The following is a 17,063-nucleotide window of genomic DNA, read 5'->3' as shown; positions in this document are numbered from 1 at the left end:
GAGTTGCCTCCGGGTCACGACCACAGTCCTACCGGATCCCACTCCGCGCAGAGTGAAGAACTCAGAAGCTGATCACGACATCACACAGTCCCTAGGTGTATCGACCCCGCAGCGTTGTTGACGCGGCTGATCGGGGGCTTGCCTTCGAGTGCATGCCCGCAGGGTCCCGTCGGGTCGTGCCGTCGAAGCAGGCCACGGCGTAGTCCGGTCGTCGCGTGGCCGCCTACGCGGCCGGCGCGCCGCTCTGTGCCGCCTTGCGCTGGCGGGCGGTCAGCCGCGAGCCGGACTCGCGGCGGGCGGCGCGGCGCAGGAGCGGCACCGCGAGGAGGAACCCGAGGACCGCCCAGGCCGTGAGGACCAGAGCGACCATGGGCAGTTCCCAGGAGCCGGCCGCCTCGGCGGTCCGTGCCGAGTCCGGGAGCAGTGCCGCACGCAGGCCCTGCGCCATCCACTTGAGCGGAAAGACCGCGGCTACCTGCTGCACCGGCACGGGCAGTGCGGTGATCGGGAACACCGTCCCCGAGGTGAGAAGCAGCCCCATCGTAGGCAACATGATCAACGCCAGGGCCTCGCGGGGGTTGGGCAGTACGGCGCCTATGGCCGCGCCGAGCGGTATGACGGCGAGCAGCCCGAGTGCGGTGACCCACAGCAGGGTCAGCCAGCCGCGCGGCCCGTGCGGCAGTGGCCCGTCCGCCAGCAGCGCCCCGGCGGCCAGGAGCAGCGCCAGGGTGCCGACAGCCAGGGTGACCACCAGCAGGCACTTGGCGACGAGGTAGGCGGGTATCCCGCCGGGCGTGGCGCGCAACCGCAGCAGGGTGCCCTCCTCCCGCTCGGTCACGAGGATCTGCGGGAGGTTGATCAGCCCGACCTGGAACAGGAGGTAGGCGGCGAAGCCCGCCAGTACCAGGTGCGTCATCGGGGTCTGGGTCCCGGGCACGTCGTCGCTGATGTAGGCGGCGACGAGCAACGCGACGACCACGTTGGTCAGATGGCCGGACATCTCCTTGCCGTTGCGCAGGAGGTGCCGCAGCTCGATTCCGCCGCGCTGGAGCCCGGGACGCCAGCTGTTCGTCCTGTTCGTCATACGTGTCCCCCTCATGCTGCCGGTGCCTCCGCGTCCGCGTGTCTGTCCGTGCCGTCGGCCCCGTCCGTGCGCTCGGCCTCCCGGTGCACCATGTGCAGGTAGGTGTCCTCCAGCGTCGGGCGGCGGACCTCCAGGTCGGCGATCGGACCGTCCGCCTGCCGGTGGAGTTCCCAGACCAGTCGTGAGGGGTCCTCTGTGCGTTCGCGGCGAGGTGTCCCGTCGTCGGCCGTCCAGCGGACCTCGGCCTGGGCGGCGGCTCGCCGGGCCAGTTCCGTGGGTGTGCCACAGGCCCGGATCCGGCCGCCGACCAGCATGGCGATCCGGTCGGCGAGCCGCTCGGCCTCCGCCAGGTCGTGGGTGGTGAGCAGGACGGTGACGCCCTCGTCGCGGGCCAACCGCTCGACCAGGACGTGGAACTCGTGCCGCGCCTGAGGGTCGAAGCCGGTGGTCGGCTCGTCGAGGAAGAGAAGTTCGGGACGGCCGACGATGCCGAGCGCGACATCGAGGCGCCGTCGCTGGCCTCCGGAGAGCCGGTCCACCTGCCGGCTGCCGTGGTCGGTGAGGCCGACCAGGGCCAGCAGTTCGGCCGGGTCTCGCGGGTCGGGGTAGTAGGTCGCGAAGTGGGTCAGCAGCTCGGCGACCCGCCAGCGGCGGTGGTCGCGCCAGGACTGCAGGACCAGGCCGATCCGGGCCCGCCACGCGTCGCCGCCCCGCTCGGGGTCCGTGCCGAGGACGCTCACCTCCCCTTCCGATCGCTGCCGGAAGCCTTCCAGGATCTCGACGGTGGTGGTCTTCCCGGCGCCGTTGGGCCCGAGCAGCGCGAAGGCCTCGCCGCGGTGGATGTCCAGATCGACTCCGCGCAGGACGTCGACATCGCCGTAGGCCATGGCCAGATCGCGTACATGGATCACGGGCTGGACGTCGGTGCGCCCGGACGTCGTCATCGGCCCGCCTCCGCGTGGGGCTGCTGTCGTGCCGCCCCGGTCGCGGGTCTGGCGCTGTCCACGATGGCCTGGAGCGCCGCCACATGCCCCTCGAAGGCGGTGCGGCCGCGGTCCGTCAGCCGCACCTTCGTACGGCGGTTGCGGCCGCCGCCCTCCTTCCGGACCTCCAGGTATCCCGCCCCCTCGAGGGTGTGCAGCTGCTTGGAGAGCGCGGAGTCGCTGAGCGAGAGGCTGTCGCGGACGAACGCGAAGTCCGCCCACTCGGTGGCGGCGAGCAGCGCGACGACCGACAGTCGGGTGGCGGGGTGGATCAGCTCGTCGAAGCCGGCGGGGGTGCTCATCGGCCCGCCTCCTCGTCGGCCGCCGGTGCGCCGACGCTCCGCACCGAGTCGGCCGCCCAGCGGTTGGCGGGACCGAGGGAGAGCAGGTACACCGCCACTGCGGCCGTGGCCTGGAGGGGACCGGCGTAGATCGGCTCCAGTGGCTCGGTCAGGTGGTCCGCCAGCACGATCGTCCCGCCGACCAGCACCGCTACCGCACCGAACGCGGCCCACATACGCCCGGGGCAGCGGGTGTGGTGCAGTTGCATCCGCCTCCTTCGGCTGCTCATCACCATCAGCACGCTCAACAGGCCGACGTAGGCGGCCATGCACAGTCCGACGCCCCAAGGGGGCAGATCCATGCCGACCCCCGCAAGGAACACCCACATGAGCGCGGCCGTGCCGTAGGTCATGCCGCGCCCGCCAGACGCGGAGCGCTCGAACTCGTCGTACACCCGCTCCTGCGGCACTCGGATGCGCTGGAGATCCCTCCACGCCTGTTCGGCATCCACCGGCATGCTCACGGCCATCACCTCTCGCCCCCGATTACTTTCCTACAGGGAAAGTAACTCTTGGCTTTCCTTGTAGGCAAGTCGGAGCCCTGGGTTCTACGGGACTCGCCCCCGCATCCGGCACACCTCGAGCAGTCGACCTCGCTGAGCGCTGGAGCTCCCCGACAAGGCGGCCTTCGCCACGTCTGCTTTGCGCGGCCGCCAGAGCCTCGGATGCTGCGGATCAAGGACGACACGCTGCTGCTGAAGTCGATGCGCCGGCCGGACGAGATCCGCGGCCCTCGCCCGGCGAGGGCGAAGCGGCCGACGGCGCGGGGCGGCGGAAACCGGGCAGCGGAACTCGGCCGGGGGTGAGCGGCAGCGAGCGCCGGGCCCGCGCGGGGCGGTCATGGGGGGCGGGGAAGCAGTTCCGGGTACGGCAAGGGGGCGGGGGTCCGATGCCGGAGCCCCGCCCTTTGCCGGAGGTCGCTACAGGGCGGGGTAGTCGGTGTAGCCGCGGTGGTCGCCGCCGAAGAAGGTGGCGGGGTCCGGGGTGTTGAACGGGCCGCCGGCCTTCAGCCGGGCGGGCAGATCGGGGTTGGCGAGGAACAGCGCCCCGTACGCGATGAGGTCGGCGGTGCCGTCCTCGACGAGGGTCAGGGCGTCGGCGCCGGTCGGCCCTTCGGTGGCCGGGTTGAGGATGAAGGTGCCGGAGAACGCCTTGCGCAGGGCGAGGGTGAGCTCGCGGATCTCGGGCGCGGCCTCCGTGACGTGCAGGTACGCGATGCCGACCGGGTCGATCGCGGCGACGAGGGCGGGGTAGAGCTCCTCGGTGTCGGTCTCGGCGATGTCGTTGTAGGTGTTGGCCGGGGAGATGCGCAGGCCGGTGCGCTCGGGGCCGATCTCGTCGGCGACGGCCTTGACGACCTCGACGGCGAAGCGGATGCGGTTCTCGACGGAGCCGCCCCAGCGGTCGGTGCGGTGGTTGGAGCCGGAGGCGAGGAACTGCTGCACGAGGTAGCCGTTGGCGCCGTGGATCTCGACTCCGTCGAAGCCGGCCTCGACGGCGTTGCGGGCGGCGGCGGCGAAGCCGGCGATCGCCTCCGGCACCTCGTCGGCGGTGAGCTCGCGCGGGGCGACGAAGTCGATGAGTCCGGTGCCTGCGAAGAGCCGGCCCGCCGGGGCGATGGCGGAGGGCGCGACAGGGTGGAGCCCGTCGGGGAGGACCACGGGGTGGCTGATCCGGCCGGCGTGCATCAGCTGGGCGAAGATCTTTCCGCCGCGCTCGTGCACGGCGTCGGTGACCTCGCGCCAGGCGGCGATCTGCTCCCGGCTGTGCAGGCCGGGGGTGAAGGGGTAGCCCTGGCCCTGGGGGACCGGCTGGACGCCCTCGGTGATGATCAGCCCCGCGGAGGCGCGCTGGGCGTAGTACTCGGTGACGAGCGCGGTGGGGGTTCGACTCTCGGCCTCGGCGCGGCTGCGGGTCATGGGCGCCATGGCGATGCGGTTGGCGAGCCGGGTCCCTGCGAGGTCGATCGGATCGAAGGCGGTGGTCATGGCTGTCCCCTTCACGATTTACATGGTCGGCCAAGTATCTGGCCCGGATGTCACTGTAACCCATTCATTGGTCGGCCAAGGTAATCTGTGGGTAGAGCCTTCCCGAGGAGCACCGATGCCAGGAACCGACCCCGTCTGTACGGAGACGACGCCGTCCGCAGCCCGTGGCGGACCCGTCAGCATCGCGCTGGCCCGGGTGGCCCGGATGCACCGGATCGCCGCCGGCCGACGCCTGAAGGAGCTCGACCTCTACCCGGGCCAGGAGATGATGATGATGCGGCTCTGGGACTGCGGCCCCGTCCGCCAGTCCGAGCTGATCCAGTCCCTGGGCCTCGACGCCTCGACGGTGACCAAGATGCTCCAGCGCCTGGAGCAGTGCGGCCACGTCCGCCGCGGTCCTGACCCGGCCGACCGGCGCGCGGTCCTGGTCGAGGCGACGGACGAGGGGCGCTCGCTGCGCACCGGCGTCGAGGGCGTCTGGTCGGACCTGGAGCAGCTCTCCCTCCAAGGGCTCGGCCCCGACGACCGGGCCGAACTGGCGCGGCTCCTCGGCCTCGTGGCGGAGAACCTGCGCGTGGAGGCCGGCGAGGCGGGCGAGTGCCCGCTGCCGCGGGGGAACTGCTGAGGGATCCGGTCCACCGGTGAGCCGCCGACCGCTGCTGACACTCCTCGGCGACGCGGCCGCAACCGGCCGGGACGTCCAGGGCCCAGTCCAGGCACGCCGCCATGTCGTCTAGGTGGAAGGAGCCCAGGTTGCCCGTGCGGGCTAGAGCGGGACGCCGGCCTCGCGCAGAACGTCCGCGCGGTCCCCGAGGCCGGGACGGCGCCGACCGTCGAGTCGCCCCTGACAGGCTCGCGGCCCAGGGCCGTCGTCGGTCCGGAGCGGAAGCGGGCCGCGGGCCCCTCACGCGCGGTGCGGGCCGGTTCGCGGACCACGTACGGGCGCCACGGGCGGCGCCCGCTCCCCCGCGTTCAAGGCTCTCCGCCTGAGGTCGGTGCCTCTAGGGTCCGGCGGTGAAACGTGAACGCGCACCCCTCCCCCACGGCGGCGGCCCCTCCATGGATGAGGGTGCGTGCGCGTGGGTCATGATGTGGTCGCGGCTGTACGGGCCTCGTGGCGCCGTGCGCCGGTGACGATAAGTGAGACGTTCTGTCCACCGAAGCCGAAGGAGTTGCTGAGCACGGCCTCCTGGGGGACGTCTCGTCGCTCCGCGACGACGTCGAGATCGATGTCGGGGTCGATGCCGGCTGTGGTGAGGTTGCGGGTCGGCGGGATGACGCCGTGCTTCACGCTGAGGATGGCGATGAGCGCTTCGATCGCGCCCGCCGCGCCGAAGAGGTGGCCGAGCGCCGCCTTGGGTGCTGTCACGGTGGTGCGGCCGAAGACCTCCGCGATCGCGTGTGCCTCGGCGACGTCGCCGACCGGAGTGCCGGTGGCGTGGGCGTTGATGTGGCTGATCTGCTCGGGAGCCAAGCCGGCTTGCGCGAGAGCCTTGCGCATGGCCGAGATCTGACCGGAGCCGTCGGGGGCGGGCGCCGTGATGTGGTGAGCGTCAGCGGCGATGCCGGCGCCGGCGAGCACAGCATGGACGTGCGCACGTCGAGCCTTGGCGTGCTCGGCGCTTTCGAGCACCACCACGGCGGCGCCTTCACTGAGGACGAATCCGCTGCGGTCCGCGGCGAACGGCCGGGACGCTGAAGCGGGTTCGGTGGTGTGCCGTGACAGTGCCTGCGCCTGGGCGAAGCCGGCGACGGTGATGGGGGTGATCGCGGCCTCGGTCCCGCCCGCGATGACCACGTCCGCCTCGCCGGCACGGATGAGCCTGGCCCCCAGGGCGATCGCCTCGGCACCGGAGGAGCACGCCGAGACGGGCGTGTAGACACCCGCCCGTGCGCCGTACTCGATGCTGATCAGCGCCGCCGCCGCATTGGGCATGAGCATCGGGACCGTGCGGGGCGAGACGCGCCGAGTCCCGGCCGCCTCCAGGACGTCGTCCTGCTGCAGCAGTGTGCCTACGCCGCCGATGCCCGTGCCGATCGCCGACGCGAGCCGGTCCGGGTCCACCTCCGGGGCGCCGGCATCGGCCCAGGCTTCGGCCGCCGCCGCGAAGGCCGCCTGCTGCGAGCGGTCGAGCCGCCTGGCCTGCACGGGCAGGAGCAGGCCGGCAGGGTCGATCGCCATCGTCCCGGCGACGGTGTCGGGAAGGCCGGCGTCCCGTCCGCTCAGGACGCCACCGCGGATGCCGGACTCTCCGGCCAGCAAGGCGTCCCAGGTGGACGTCACGTCTCCGCCCAGGGGGGTGATCGCGCCGAGCCCGGTCACGACGACTTCAGTCCGTTGCATGCGCTTCGACCTCTCTTGTATGTCATACAAGTCAACGGGTCTTGTTGTATCACATACAATTCGAGGGTGGACAAGAAGCGAGCCGAAGCCCAAGCAACCCCGACTCCGGCGCCGAACCGTGGCCACGCAACGAGGCGCCGGCTGATCGAGGTCACTGCCCGGCTCTGCAAGGAGCGGCCCGGAGCCGAGGTGAGTGTCGCGGAGATCGCGAACGCGGCCGGCCTCTTTCCCAATCAGGTCACCTATCACTTCGGCTCGAAGGACTCGCTGCTCGTTCACGCCGCCTTTCTCGGCTTGCTGCACGACACGCGCCGGATCGAGCGCATCGGTCGTCAGGCCCCGGACGCGGCGGCGTTTCGGCGCAACATCGCCCGCGCCGTACTGGCCATGCCCTCGCTCCCCTCGGTCGCGCGAGCACTGGCAACCGGGATCTCCAAGCCCGAACTCGCCCCCGTGGTCGACCAGCATCTCCAGTTGCTCTTTCGACAGTCCGAGCGCTTCGTGGGCCGGCTCCTCGACAGTCGCGGCTGGAGGGCCCGTCGATCACTCGACGTAGAGGCCAGGACGTTCTGGAGCACCGCGCTCGGCGCGGTGCTCCTCGTCCGCGCCGGGGCGCAGGGCACCAACGACGATCTCGACCTCGCTGGAGCATTGACCATCCACGACGAAGCCGAACCCGAACCCGCCTAGAGCGGGCGGGCGGTGGGTCGGCGGAGGCTGATCGATGGAATGCCCCGCACTGCGCGCACGTCGGCCTCGGTGCCCCTGCCGGCGTGGTCCCTCAGTGTGCGCAGGATTTCCGCCCCGTCCTCGTCGAAAATCGGCGCCAGCAGACGCTGCCGCAGATGCCATGACGGACGACCGTTGTGCACCTCGCCCCCGTCTGCCCAGTCGTCCGTGATGACGGTGAGAGTGGCAAGCCAGTCCACCACCGTCGCCACCGCGTACACGAGGCGCATGTGACCGGCGCTCTGGTACTCCCACGGTGTGACCCGCCGGTAGAAATGGATCATCATCGCCGCGTGCGAAGTGATGCTGCCACGAAAGGTCCCACGTGGCCCGCCCCAGATGTTCTGTCCACATCTGGTTGTAGTTCCTGGCCAAGGGCGAGTCGTTATAGCCGAACAGCGGTATCGCGGCCAGTTCGTCGCACACTTCCCGGTAGGGTCCGTCGATCTCCTTGCGCAGTGCCGCCAGGTTCATCCCTCCGTAGAGGGTGAACCGCTTCGCCGTCCGATTCTCCGTCGGCCATGACAACTGACGGATGTCGCTCCCGTCGGGCCGCTTCGAAAAGGTGTCCGCGAAATTGGCCGTGCGTCGGTTCCCGGCGTCGTAACAACCCATGAACTGGGGTCCGTCAAGGCCGAAAAGGTCGTACCCGCACTGGATCTCCAGGACATCAAGGCCGACGTCCTGCTGGTCTCCGGCTGCCAGGACAACCAGACCTCCAGCGACGGCGCGGGCCCACACGGCCTGTTCACCGAGACCATGCTCAAGACGTGGAAGAACGGCGCCTTCCAGGGCAGCTACTCCACACTCCACCGGCAGGTCACCGAAGCCATGCCCTTCTACCAGTCCCCCAACCTGTTCCAGACAGGCACGTCCACTCCTTCCTTCCTCGCCCAGACACCCTTCGCCATCTCCTGAACCACCCCTCCTTTCGGTCGGGCACGTTGCGCCCGTCGCCCGGACCCGTCGGACACGCTCTGGCAGCGAGATGCGCTGGTGGCGCTCGGCGTCGACGCCGTCTGCTTCAGGACCATTCCGTGGCAGTCGCACCAGCCCGGGAGAAGCGCCAGACCCGGCCGGCGAGGCGGCCACCGGCCCCTGCCCTGCCCTGCCCTGCCCTTCCTTGCCGCCGAGGCGGGTGCAACTGCCGGCCGGAACGGTCTTCAGGCTTGGGCGGCGGCGTCGGTGTCGGGGTACAGGGCGAAGACCTGGTCGAGGCCCACGACGCGCAAGATGCGCAGTGTGTTGGCGGGAACTGCGGCGAGGGCGACGTCGGCATGGGCGGCGTGGGCGTGGTTGCGGGCGGCGATGAAGGCGCTGATGCCGCTTGAGTCGCAGAAATCCATCCCTGCCAGGTTGAGGATGAGGCGTTGGCCTGGCTCGAGGGTGAGGGTGGCGACGAGCTCGCGCAGCTCGGTGTCGGTGGCGTAGTCGAGCGTGCCGGCGATGTGCAGTACGGGACCGGTGGGGGTGGTCTGGATGGTGATCTGCAGCGGGTTCATCGTGTGTTCTTCGTCGAAGGGCCTTCGGTGGGGACGCCGAGGGCGAGCAGGGCGGTGTCGTCGTCGAGGCCGTCACCGAAGCCGTCGAGCAGCGCGGTGAGGGCTTGGATGAGGGCGTGTGGCGGTCTGCCGGCGTGGTGGGCGGTGAAGGTGCGCAGGGCTTGATCCCCGTACAAGGCGGTGCGGTCTTCGCCGGTACGGGCTTCGGTGAGGCCGTCGGTGTAGAGCAGGAGGGTGTCGCCGGGTGTGAGGACGGTGGTGGCGGCGGTGAAGGGTGCGTCGGGCAGGACGCCGACGAGGAGGCCGCCCGGGGTGGGCAGGAAGTCGGCTCCGCCGTCGGCGCGTGAGACCAGGGCGGGCGGGTGGCCGCCTGAGGCGAGGCTGACGGCGACATGCCCTGTGGTGGGGTCGGGTTCGAGGATCCCGAATATGGCGGTGCAGTAGCGGGGGTCACCGCCGGTGTAGCGCTCGTGGAGCACCTTGTTGAGGGTGGTCAGAGCGGCTACGGGGTCGGGATCGTGCAGCGCGGCGGCGCGCAGGGTGTAGCGGGTCAGGGAGGTGACCGCGGCAGCCCGAGGGCCCTTGCCGCAGACATCTCCCAGGAAGAACGCCCAGCGTTTGCCGTCGACGGCGAAGACGTCGTAGAAGTCGCCGCCCAGCCGGTCGGCAGAAGCGATGTGGTAGTACGCGGCGGCTTCTACTCCCGGCACCGTCGGCAGGGTGTCCGGGTAGAGCGACTTCTGCAGCACGGCGAGCGCGTCCTGGAGCCGTGCCCGCTCCTCCTCGGCCCGCCGGCGCGCTGCCTCGGCCTCCCGGCGGCGTCGTAGCAGCTCCTCCTCGTAGGCGCGGCGGTCCCGGGCGTCGAAGACGGTGGTCCGGATCATCAGCGGCTCACCGGTGCTGCCGTACTTGACCACGGAGGAGAGCAGCACCGGGAGCCTTCCGGCGTCGGCCTGCTTCATCTCCAAGGCGATGCCGTGGACGGCACCTTGCATGCGAAGCAGCGGTGCGAAGTGCGTCTCGTGGTACAGCTTCCCGCCGACGGTCAGCACGTCGGTGAACCGCATCCTGCCTACCACCGCCTCGCGCTCCAGACCCAGCCAGTCCAGCAACGTGGCGTTGATCTTCGCGATAGAGCCGTCCATCAGCGTGGAAAGATAGCCGCACGGCGCGCTGTCGTACAGGTCCTCGGCGCTGTCCTCCAGCAGGGCAGCGAAGGCAGCTTTCGACGTCTCCCCTTCGTGCGGGTCGGGCAGCTGCCCGGTGCGGCACATCAACGCAGGCCGGAGAGGAACGTGACCAGGGCCTGGTTGGTGGCCTCAGGCGCGGACATGTGCGGGCAGTGGCCGGTCGCCTCAAGAGTGATCAGCTGGGAGCCGGGGATCGCCTGGTGGACGAAGGCGCCGACCTCCCGTGGGGCGATGACATCCTGGGTGCAGTCCAGAATCAGGGTCGGCACCCGTACCTTCTTCAGGTCGTCCCTTGCGTCCGACAGGAACGTGGTCCGGGCGAAGACCCGCGCGATGTCCGGGTCGGTGGCGCAGAAGCTGTTGGTCAGCTCTTGCCCCAGCTCGGGGCGGTCCTCGTTCCCCATGATCACCGGTGCCATCGCCGCCGACCAGCCCAGGTAGTTGGCCTCCAAGGACTCCAAGAGCTCATGGATGTCCTCAGCGCTGAAGCCGCCGCGGTACCCCTCGTCGTCGATGTACCGCGGGGACGGGGCAACCATCACCAGCGCCCCGATACGCTCCGGGGCCGCGTCGGCCGCCAGCACCCCGATCATCGCGCTGACCGAGTGCCCCACGAACACCGCGTCCTTCACATCCAGTGCTGCGCACACCTCGACCACATCCTGGGCGTACCCGTCGAGCGAGGCGTAACGGTCCTCCGAGAACGCGGAGAGATCCGAGCGGCCCGAACCCACATAGTCGAACAGCACCACCCGGTGGTCTGCCGACAAAGCAGGCACCGTCAGCCGCCACATGTTCTGATCACAACCGAACCCGTGAGCGAGCACCACCGTCGGCCCTTGCGGATTGCCGGTGACGGTGACGTTGTTCCTGCGCTCGATATCCATGTCCAGCAGTATGGCAAGCCCCGCCCACCACTCCGACACCGCCGGAAATCACTTCACACCCTGCCACAGACCTCCACGAACAGGATCATCTTGCCGTTACCAGCCTTAGGTGAGGAGGAAGGCGTCCGGCTGTGCTTCAGGCCGCCCTCCGAGGCGATGGGCGAGGTGACGAGTTTACTGTCGCCCGGCCGTCACCGGAATCACGGCCGGCTCACCGTCCCTTGTCCCTCTTGCCCTTCTCCTTCGCGGACGCTTCCCTTGCTTTCGCCGACCCGGGTGCCTTCGCCGGGCGTTCCTTTCCCGCTTGCGAGGCGTACGCGCCGTCCGGCCGTGGATCGGTGGTACGCGCCGGTGGTGTCGCGACGGGCGGTTGTGAGGTGGCCGACGGTGAGGTCTCGGCGGGCGGTGCCTGCCGGGGGCCAGCCGGGTCGGTGTCCTTGGACATGGACGGACGTTCACGCTCGTCGGCGGTGGCGGGGGTCGGTGTCCCTGCCGGGAGGCCTCCGATCATCAGCGCGCACGCACCTGCGACACAGGCCGCCGCGAGACCGTACAACGGCGCCCGCCGACGGCTGGTCGACCTGCCCTGTGTCCGTCCGGGGGGCCGCGCGGCCGCTGAGCGGAAACCGGCGGCCGCAAGGGGCGGGCGTGGCGAAGGATGCGTCGAGCTGTCGTTGGGCGCCGCTGTCCTTACGGGTCGGCACGGGGCGTGCGCGAGGTCCCGCAGGCGCAGGTGCACGGCGGCGGCGTCGGGGCGTGCCTGGGGGTTCTGGTCGGTCATCGACTTCAGCAGGCGGGCGAGGTCAACCGGCAGATCGTCGGGTATGCGGGGCGGGCGCAGGAGGTGCGCGGTGCCGATCTCCACGGGTGTGCCCTGGTACTCGCGGTGTCCGGTGAGTGCTTCCAGGAGGGTCACTCCCAGGGCGTAGATGTCGCCGGCCGTGCTCGCGCCGTGGCCGAGGAACTGCTCGGGAGCCATGTAGGCGAGGGTGCCGACCAGGGTGTCGGGTGCGCTGTGGGTGTGCTCGTGCACGGTCCTGGACAGTCCGAAGTCGGCCAGGTGCGGGAGGCCTTTCTCGCTGAGCAGGACGTTGGAGGGTTTCACGTCGTGGTGGATGATGCCGTGGGCGTGGACGTGGTCGAGGGCTGAGGTGATGTCGGCGCCCAGCCGTATGACCTGGACAGTAGGCAGGGGGCCCGCGTCCAGCCGGGTGCGCAAAGTGGTGCCGCGGATCAACTCCGTCACCATGTAGGCGCCCTGTCCGTGGCGGCCGGCGTCATGGACGGTGACGAGAGCGGGGTGGGAGAGCCGGGCCAGCAGGCGGGCTTCGTCGCAGAAGCGGTCGGCGGTGAGCGTGCCTGTGCCCTCACGGAAGACTTTGACGGCCACTTCACGGCCCAGTACCTGATCCAGGGCTCGGAAGACGTCGGCTGTGCCACCGCTTCCTAGAGGGCTCTGCAGACGGTAGCGGCCGCCCAGGAGGGCATGGCGCTCGAGCGGTACTCCGTTCGCCGGAACGGGCGAGACCGACATACGACGTCCTCCTCCACTCACGGACACTGCCGCGCCTACCCCGCCCGGGACGCGCTACGCACCAATCGGCACCAAGTTTCGCGCTGTCAGATTCCCCGACGGGAACGCGCCCAGGGGCGTGGCTGTGGCGGGGGCTGGGGAGGCCGCGGTGGGCGTTTGTCCGAGCGCGATACGGCCAGTCGGGGCCGCTGCAGCCGGGACGGGTCCGGGCGTGGGTGACCCCGACAGCCCTGACCCGCATGGCGGCCCGTCGGAGTCGCCGGCGGGCCGCTTGTCTGCAACCAACGTAGCCCGGCACGGTTGGCGGCGAAGGTAACGCTGTGAGAGGCGGGGAAGGTTCAGCGGCGCCACCAGATCACGGCGACACACACCCCGGCTCCCAGCACCGCGCCGATGAGCACCTGAGCGAGTGTGTGGGCGCGCAGGTGCAAGCGAGACCAGCCGATAGCTGCCACGAGAACGTACATCACCGTCCATGCCGGCCCTAGTTCCAGGGCCAGGAGAGTGACGCTGGCGGCTGCCGCTGGTGTGCAGGGAGACGTTGCCGGCCCAGGTGGATGCGAGGAGGATCGCGGCCAGCAGCGGGGCGATGCTTCCGACCGCCAGTAGCGGTGCCGGGGCTCCCAGGTGGCCGCAGACCAGCCATACGCCTGCTGCGGCGACGACGCTCACAGCCAGCAGCAGCAGGCGTGGTGCGCGTTCGCGAGGGACGTGGGCGGGCCACCATCCCATGCGTGTGCCGGCCATGGCCACGGCCGCACACAGCAGCGCCCAGGAACCGCTGCCGCCTAGTCCCCACAGGAGGCCGTCGTGCTGGGGCCAGGTGCTGTGCCAGCTGATGACGCTGCCGGCGACCACCGGCGTGGTGGGGGGAGAGAAGTACAGACTCAGCTGCCATGCCAGTCTCGTTCGGTCGGTTTCCACGGTGATCATCGCCACGACAGGTGAACGAGTCAGCGCCTCGGAGGTTCACGCGCGAAGTCCCGAATCTGGCGGGTCCTGCGGGCTCTTAGTGGTTCAGCTGTAGCGAGGCCGGCTCCCCCGCCGGTCTGCCCGCCTATGCCGATCGGCGACAGGAGCGCAATGGGCGTGTCCGTGCAGCGCCCTCTCGCGTTGGCCTGGGCGGACAGTACGTGCGCCTGGGCAGCGAGGGGATACAGCGAAATGGCAGCGGACAAGCGGCTGCAGATGGGGGCCGTGTGCAAGGCCTACGGCCGACGAGCCGTGTTGCGCGGCGCGGATTTCACCGTGTCGGCCGGCATGCTGGCGGGAGTGGTGGGCGAGAACGGTTCGGGCAAGAGCACGTTGCTGCGTATCGCGGTCGGACAGCTCAGGCCCGACCGCGGCTCCGTGCAGCGTTTCAGCGCCCTGGGGTACTGTCCGCAGCAGGCGGTGGTCAACGACACGCTCACGGTCGCCCAGCATCTGCGGTTGTTCCAGGTCGCCTACCGGCTGCGGCGACTGGATCACGCATGGGAGCTGGTGGACCTTCTCGGATTCGGTGCCGAACGGCGCACCCGGGCAGGGGAACTCAGTGGCGGTACCCGTCAGAAGCTGAACTTGACGCTGGCTTTGATGCACGATCCGCCGCTGGTGGTCCTCGATGAGCCCTACCAGGGCTTCGACTGGGATACGCACCAGCGTTTTTGGCAGCTGGCAGGCCGCTTGCGCGACCGAGGGCGTTCGGTCGTGGTCGTGTCCCACCTGCTGCACGACCTGCAGCACTTCGACACGGTCCACCACCTGCGGGACGGCCGGCTTCACCGGGATGGAGCGCCGCGATGAAGGGTCAGTGGACGGCGTTCACCGTGGCGCTCGGCTTCACGTTGACCGGTCACCTGCGCAACCGCCTGGCCATGGGCATGATCGCGTTCTTCATCCCGACCTGGATCTACCTGGTCCGTGTTACCGCTTTGAACAAGGACATCACCTTCAACAGCAGTGCACTGGGCGTCAACGTGACCGCGTCGATGAACAGCACCATCCAGGTCTCAAGCTCTCTGCACGCCGTTACCGTGATCGCCGGTTTCATGATGTTCATGGCCACCTTCAGCGCCCGGGACGTGGACCTGCGACTGGTCCTGGCCGGCTATCCCCGGCTGCAGTTGCTCGCCGCGAAGGTCGTTGCTCTCATGGCGATCACGGCACTCCTCACCTGCTACACCCTTGGTCTGTTGCGAGTGTCCTGGCCGCTGGCACAACCGGTGGCAGTGGCCGCCGCCCTGGCGGCGGCGATCATGGCCTATGGAGGCCTGGGCATCATGGCCGGCTATGTGCTGCGTAGTGAACTGGAAGGGTTCTTCGTTGTGGTGATGGCCACGCTGATCGATGTCGGTATGCAGAGCCCGGTCTCCAACCCGGCCGGAGACCAGCCGTGGCTGACTGTCCTGCCGCTGTACGGTCCCGCGCAGGCGGCCCTGACCGCCTCCTTCACCGAGACGTCGTCCTTCACATGCGCGGCCCTGGCTCTGCCCTGGTTCGCGGCGACCATCCTGCTGGCTCTGCTCGTCTTCTGCGTACGCACCCGGCATTACCGCCGGCCTCTCACCAGCTCTTCACCAGCCGACGTGCGCGTGCGCGCCTCGGACCTCACGGCGCAGGACATGAGCTGACGAGCGGGGGCCCTGAGCTCAGCGGTGCGCCGTGCTGAACAGGCTGCGCCGGCAGCATCACCCAGTCTCCACGCACGAAGCCCGTGTGCTCTGCTCCGCGGCTGCCGGACAGGCAGCAGCGCTTGGCGGTGAGACCAGCATCCACCGAGGGTGGCCGGAGCATGCAGCCACCGACCCACCGGGCGGCGTGGCCTGCGGACCGTTCCTTGCCAGACGGGCAGTCGTTGCTCACGGCGTGAACGACGCGGAGAACCATGCATACGACGGCGTTGACGTTCCTGGACCGTGGCGGCGCTGGCGGCCGGTACACGATTCGTGGACACCGACGGCGGTGGCCAACCTTTGCGGCCAGTCGGCTGTAGTCACCGGGGCATCCCGCGGCATCGGCGCCGCGGCAGCCGAGCACCTGGCACGTTGCGGGGCCCACGTCATCATCCTGTGCCCCTCCTTCACGCAAGGACGTGCGGCAGCCGATGCGGTACGCCGCCGCGTCGTGGCTGCGCGGGTCGACAACGTCGCCTGCGACCTGGCGCGACTGGACCAGGTCCGCACGGCTGCCGAACAGATCACGCGACTTGCGGAAGGGCGGCTGGACCTGCTGGTCAACAACGCCGGGGTGGCCGCGCTGCCCTACAGGCGGTCCCCGGCGGGCTCCGAGATGCACTTCGCCGTGAACCACCTCGGTCATTTCGCCCTGACCGGACATCTCCTGCCCGCGCTCTTGAGCGTGCCACGGCCGCGGGTGGTCAACGTCTCTTCCGTCCTGCACTGGCTCGGCCGATGCCGCTCGGACCGTCCGCACCTTCCCCGGCACTACCAGGGCTGGATGGCGTACTTCGATTCAAAGCTGGCGAACCTGCTGTTCACCGAAGGCCTCACGGCGTGGGCGCAGGCGCGTGAGCTTCCGCTGCGTGCGATCGCCGCTCATCCCGGCCTGGTCAGCACCACGCTGGGTTCCAGTGCCCTGCGCGCGCAGGGACTGCACGCCCAGGCCCGGCTGCTGGAGTGGATGCAGGCTCGATGGCACTCACCGTCTCAGGCCGCCTGGCCGCTCCTGAGGGCCGCAACCGACCCGCACGTGGTCGGCGGGGAGTTCTTCGGCCCCGGCGGACGCTGGGAATGGTCCGGCCCTCCCGTGCGAGTACGGGCTGCGCGGCGGGCGCGGGACAGCCGAGCCGTCGAGCGCCTGTGGCATCTGTCCCAACGACTGACCGGCCACCCCTTCCCGGCATCAACGCTATGGCCGGCATGCAGAGAGGAACGACCGTGACCAGGCTGCTGGCCAGCGTTCAGCACACCGGCCACCGTCGGCGCTTCCTGCGCCGGGTGGGCACCAGCCGGCTCATGCTCCGATGGGGGCCGCACGTGTTGCCCGGTCTGGACCGGCGCTTTCACCAGTGGACCAACGGCCGCTGGATGCCGAGCCGTCTGCTGGTTCCCGTCCTGATTCTTCACACCACACGCCGTGACGGCTCTGCATCCAGCACCCCCCTCCTGGCCGGCCGGACCAGAACCGGCACCTTCGTCGTCATGGCGACCAACTTCGGCCGACCCCAGCACCCCTCCTGGTCCCATCATCTGTTGCGCGAACCGCACGCCACAGTTGACTGGGAGGGCATTTCCCTGCCCGTGCGGGCGCGCCTACTGTCCCCGGAAGAGCGACAAGCAGCCCGGCAGCACATCCTGGCCTGGATGCCGTGCTTCGACGACTACGCCCGCCGCAGCCGCAGAGAGATCCGCGTCTTTGCCCTCACTCCGGTCATGCCGCCCCCTCGGGTCTGTCAAACGAGCGGTGTAACTCGGGTTGTTGAGAGTTACTGTCGGGCTGCGGAGAGCCGGCCGTCGAAGGTGATGTCGAAGGCGTTCAGG

General features: G+C 69.9%; 18 protein-coding genes and 1 pseudogene. 7 read left to right on the top strand and 12 right to left on the bottom strand.

Annotation, left to right across the window (positions count from 1 at the left end):
- Positions 1 to 223: 223 nt before the first annotated feature.
- The 5 genes from ACZ68P_RS35325 to ACZ68P_RS35305 all read right to left on the bottom strand — a co-directional run bounded on the left by ACZ68P_RS35325 (position 224) and on the right by ACZ68P_RS35305 (position 4,396).
- On the bottom strand, positions 224 to 1,084 hold the full coding sequence (locus ACZ68P_RS35325) for an ABC transporter permease (RefSeq protein ID WP_471013339.1): 861 nt from the start codon (positions 1,082 to 1,084) through the stop codon (positions 224 to 226).
- Between the two features lie 11 nt (positions 1,085 to 1,095).
- Entirely contained in the window at positions 1,096 to 2,028 is a 933-nt protein-coding gene (locus ACZ68P_RS35320; protein WP_471013336.1) for an ABC transporter ATP-binding protein, read from the bottom strand.
- Positions 2,025 to 2,369: a transcriptional regulator gene (locus ACZ68P_RS35315; RefSeq protein ID WP_471013334.1), complete on the bottom strand. Its 345-nt coding sequence runs from the start codon at positions 2,367 to 2,369 to the stop codon at positions 2,025 to 2,027. The genes ACZ68P_RS35320 and ACZ68P_RS35315 overlap by 4 nt, the downstream gene beginning before the upstream one ends.
- The gene (locus ACZ68P_RS35310) at positions 2,366 to 2,866 is read right to left on the bottom strand and encodes a hypothetical protein (RefSeq protein WP_471013342.1); all 501 of its coding nucleotides are present in this window, start codon (positions 2,864 to 2,866) and stop codon (positions 2,366 to 2,368) included. Before ACZ68P_RS35310 ends, ACZ68P_RS35315 begins: the two co-directional genes overlap by 4 nt.
- Positions 2,867 to 3,328: 462 nt before the next feature.
- A complete protein-coding gene (locus ACZ68P_RS35305; RefSeq protein ID WP_471013331.1) occupies positions 3,329 to 4,396 on the bottom strand; it encodes an alkene reductase in 1,068 nt (355 codons plus the stop codon).
- A gap of 115 nt (positions 4,397 to 4,511) precedes the next feature.
- On the opposite strand from ACZ68P_RS35305, the gene ACZ68P_RS35300 reads away from it, so the two are divergent.
- Positions 4,512 to 5,021, top strand: coding sequence for a MarR family winged helix-turn-helix transcriptional regulator (locus tag ACZ68P_RS35300; protein WP_471013330.1), 510 nt, complete (start codon positions 4,512 to 4,514; stop codon positions 5,019 to 5,021).
- Positions 5,022 to 5,480: 459 nt separating this feature from the next.
- Here the strand turns inward: ACZ68P_RS35300 and ACZ68P_RS35295 are convergent, their stop codons facing one another.
- Entirely contained in the window at positions 5,481 to 6,740 is a 1,260-nt protein-coding gene (locus tag ACZ68P_RS35295) for a beta-ketoacyl-[acyl-carrier-protein] synthase family protein (protein ID WP_471013328.1), read from the bottom strand.
- 66 nt (positions 6,741 to 6,806) lie between these two features.
- Between ACZ68P_RS35295 and ACZ68P_RS35290 the strand changes: the two genes are divergently transcribed.
- The gene (locus tag ACZ68P_RS35290; protein ID WP_471013326.1) at positions 6,807 to 7,430 is read left to right on the top strand and encodes a TetR/AcrR family transcriptional regulator C-terminal domain-containing protein; all 624 of its coding nucleotides are present in this window, start codon (positions 6,807 to 6,809) and stop codon (positions 7,428 to 7,430) included.
- Here ACZ68P_RS35290 and ACZ68P_RS35285 read toward each other — a convergent pair.
- Positions 7,427 to 7,756 carry a hypothetical protein gene (locus tag ACZ68P_RS35285; RefSeq protein WP_471013324.1) on the bottom strand — a complete coding sequence of 110 codons (330 nt, stop codon included), beginning with the start codon at positions 7,754 to 7,756 and terminating at the stop codon, positions 7,427 to 7,429. The genes ACZ68P_RS35290 and ACZ68P_RS35285 overlap by 4 nt on opposite strands.
- Positions 7,757 to 7,997: 241 nt before the next feature.
- Between ACZ68P_RS35285 and ACZ68P_RS35280 the strand changes: the two genes are divergently transcribed.
- Positions 7,998 to 8,387: a caspase family protein gene (locus tag ACZ68P_RS35280; RefSeq protein WP_471013341.1), complete on the top strand. Its 390-nt coding sequence runs from the start codon at positions 7,998 to 8,000 to the stop codon at positions 8,385 to 8,387.
- 245 nt (positions 8,388 to 8,632) lie between these two features.
- Here ACZ68P_RS35280 and ACZ68P_RS35275 read toward each other — a convergent pair whose 3' ends face one another.
- The 5 genes and pseudogenes from ACZ68P_RS35275 to ACZ68P_RS35255 all read right to left on the bottom strand — a co-directional run.
- Complete coding sequence (locus ACZ68P_RS35275) at positions 8,633 to 8,971, bottom strand: STAS domain-containing protein (RefSeq protein WP_471013322.1); 339 nt, start codon at positions 8,969 to 8,971, stop codon at positions 8,633 to 8,635.
- Positions 8,968 to 10,245 carry a SpoIIE family protein phosphatase gene (locus tag ACZ68P_RS35270; protein WP_471013320.1) on the bottom strand — a complete coding sequence of 426 codons (1,278 nt, stop codon included), beginning with the start codon at positions 10,243 to 10,245 and terminating at the stop codon, positions 8,968 to 8,970. The genes ACZ68P_RS35275 and ACZ68P_RS35270 overlap by 4 nt, the downstream gene beginning before the upstream one ends.
- Positions 10,245 to 11,048, bottom strand: a complete 804-nt coding sequence (locus ACZ68P_RS35265) for an alpha/beta fold hydrolase (protein WP_471013318.1) — start codon at positions 11,046 to 11,048, stop codon at positions 10,245 to 10,247. The genes ACZ68P_RS35270 and ACZ68P_RS35265 overlap by 1 nt, the downstream gene beginning before the upstream one ends.
- A gap of 211 nt (positions 11,049 to 11,259) precedes the next feature.
- Positions 11,260 to 12,582, bottom strand: a complete 1,323-nt coding sequence (locus tag ACZ68P_RS35260; RefSeq protein ID WP_471013316.1) for a serine/threonine-protein kinase — start codon at positions 12,580 to 12,582, stop codon at positions 11,260 to 11,262.
- A gap of 338 nt (positions 12,583 to 12,920) precedes the next feature.
- Positions 12,921 to 13,094: pseudogene (locus tag ACZ68P_RS35255) on the bottom strand (phosphatase PAP2 family protein); the annotation flags it as partial.
- A gap of 652 nt (positions 13,095 to 13,746) precedes the next feature.
- Between ACZ68P_RS35255 and ACZ68P_RS35250 the strand changes: the two are divergent.
- The 4 genes from ACZ68P_RS35250 to ACZ68P_RS35235 all read left to right on the top strand — a co-directional run.
- Complete coding sequence (locus ACZ68P_RS35250; RefSeq protein ID WP_471013314.1) at positions 13,747 to 14,367, top strand: ATP-binding cassette domain-containing protein; 621 nt, start codon at positions 13,747 to 13,749, stop codon at positions 14,365 to 14,367.
- A complete protein-coding gene (locus ACZ68P_RS35245; protein WP_471013313.1) occupies positions 14,364 to 15,194 on the top strand; it encodes an ABC transporter permease in 831 nt (276 codons plus the stop codon). The genes ACZ68P_RS35250 and ACZ68P_RS35245 overlap by 4 nt, the downstream gene beginning before the upstream one ends.
- Before the next feature lie 235 nt (positions 15,195 to 15,429).
- Positions 15,430 to 16,464 carry an SDR family NAD(P)-dependent oxidoreductase gene (locus ACZ68P_RS35240; RefSeq protein WP_471013310.1) on the top strand — a complete coding sequence of 345 codons (1,035 nt, stop codon included), beginning with the start codon at positions 15,430 to 15,432 and terminating at the stop codon, positions 16,462 to 16,464.
- Positions 16,461 to 17,063: nitroreductase/quinone reductase family protein (locus ACZ68P_RS35235; protein WP_471013309.1), on the top strand; the 603-nt coding region annotated here is incomplete at its 3' end. The genes ACZ68P_RS35240 and ACZ68P_RS35235, both read left to right, overlap by 4 nt.

This window comes from Streptomyces sp. NPDC036822 (genome assembly GCF_055609145.1).
Note: the sequence above shows the minus strand (reverse complement) of the source record. Positions and strands in the feature narration are given on the sequence as shown.

Coding starts and splice junctions, on each gene's coding strand:
- ACZ68P_RS35325 (WP_471013339.1), bottom strand. CDS start 1,084: ATGACGAACAGGACGAACAGCTGGCGTCCCGGGCTCCAGCGCGGCGGA.
- ACZ68P_RS35320 (WP_471013336.1), bottom strand. CDS start 2,028: ATGACGACGTCCGGGCGCACCGACGTCCAGCCCGTGATCCATGTACGC.
- ACZ68P_RS35315 (WP_471013334.1), bottom strand. CDS start 2,369: ATGAGCACCCCCGCCGGCTTCGACGAGCTGATCCACCCCGCCACCCGA.
- ACZ68P_RS35310 (WP_471013342.1), bottom strand. CDS start 2,866: ATGCCGGTGGATGCCGAACAGGCGTGGAGGGATCTCCAGCGCATCCGA.
- ACZ68P_RS35305 (WP_471013331.1), bottom strand. CDS start 4,396: ATGACCACCGCCTTCGATCCGATCGACCTCGCAGGGACCCGGCTCGCC.
- ACZ68P_RS35300 (WP_471013330.1), top strand. CDS start 4,512: ATGCCAGGAACCGACCCCGTCTGTACGGAGACGACGCCGTCCGCAGCC.
- ACZ68P_RS35295 (WP_471013328.1), bottom strand. CDS start 6,740: ATGCAACGGACTGAAGTCGTCGTGACCGGGCTCGGCGCGATCACCCCC.
- ACZ68P_RS35285 (WP_471013324.1), bottom strand. CDS start 7,756: ATGATGATCCATTTCTACCGGCGGGTCACACCGTGGGAGTACCAGAGC.
- ACZ68P_RS35275 (WP_471013322.1), bottom strand. CDS start 8,971: ATGAACCCGCTGCAGATCACCATCCAGACCACCCCCACCGGTCCCGTA.
- ACZ68P_RS35270 (WP_471013320.1), bottom strand. CDS start 10,245: ATGTGCCGCACCGGGCAGCTGCCCGACCCGCACGAAGGGGAGACGTCG.
- ACZ68P_RS35265 (WP_471013318.1), bottom strand. CDS start 11,048: ATGGATATCGAGCGCAGGAACAACGTCACCGTCACCGGCAATCCGCAA.
- ACZ68P_RS35260 (WP_471013316.1), bottom strand. CDS start 12,582: ATGTCGGTCTCGCCCGTTCCGGCGAACGGAGTACCGCTCGAGCGCCAT.
- ACZ68P_RS35250 (WP_471013314.1), top strand. CDS start 13,747: ATGGCAGCGGACAAGCGGCTGCAGATGGGGGCCGTGTGCAAGGCCTAC.
- ACZ68P_RS35245 (WP_471013313.1), top strand. CDS start 14,364: ATGAAGGGTCAGTGGACGGCGTTCACCGTGGCGCTCGGCTTCACGTTG.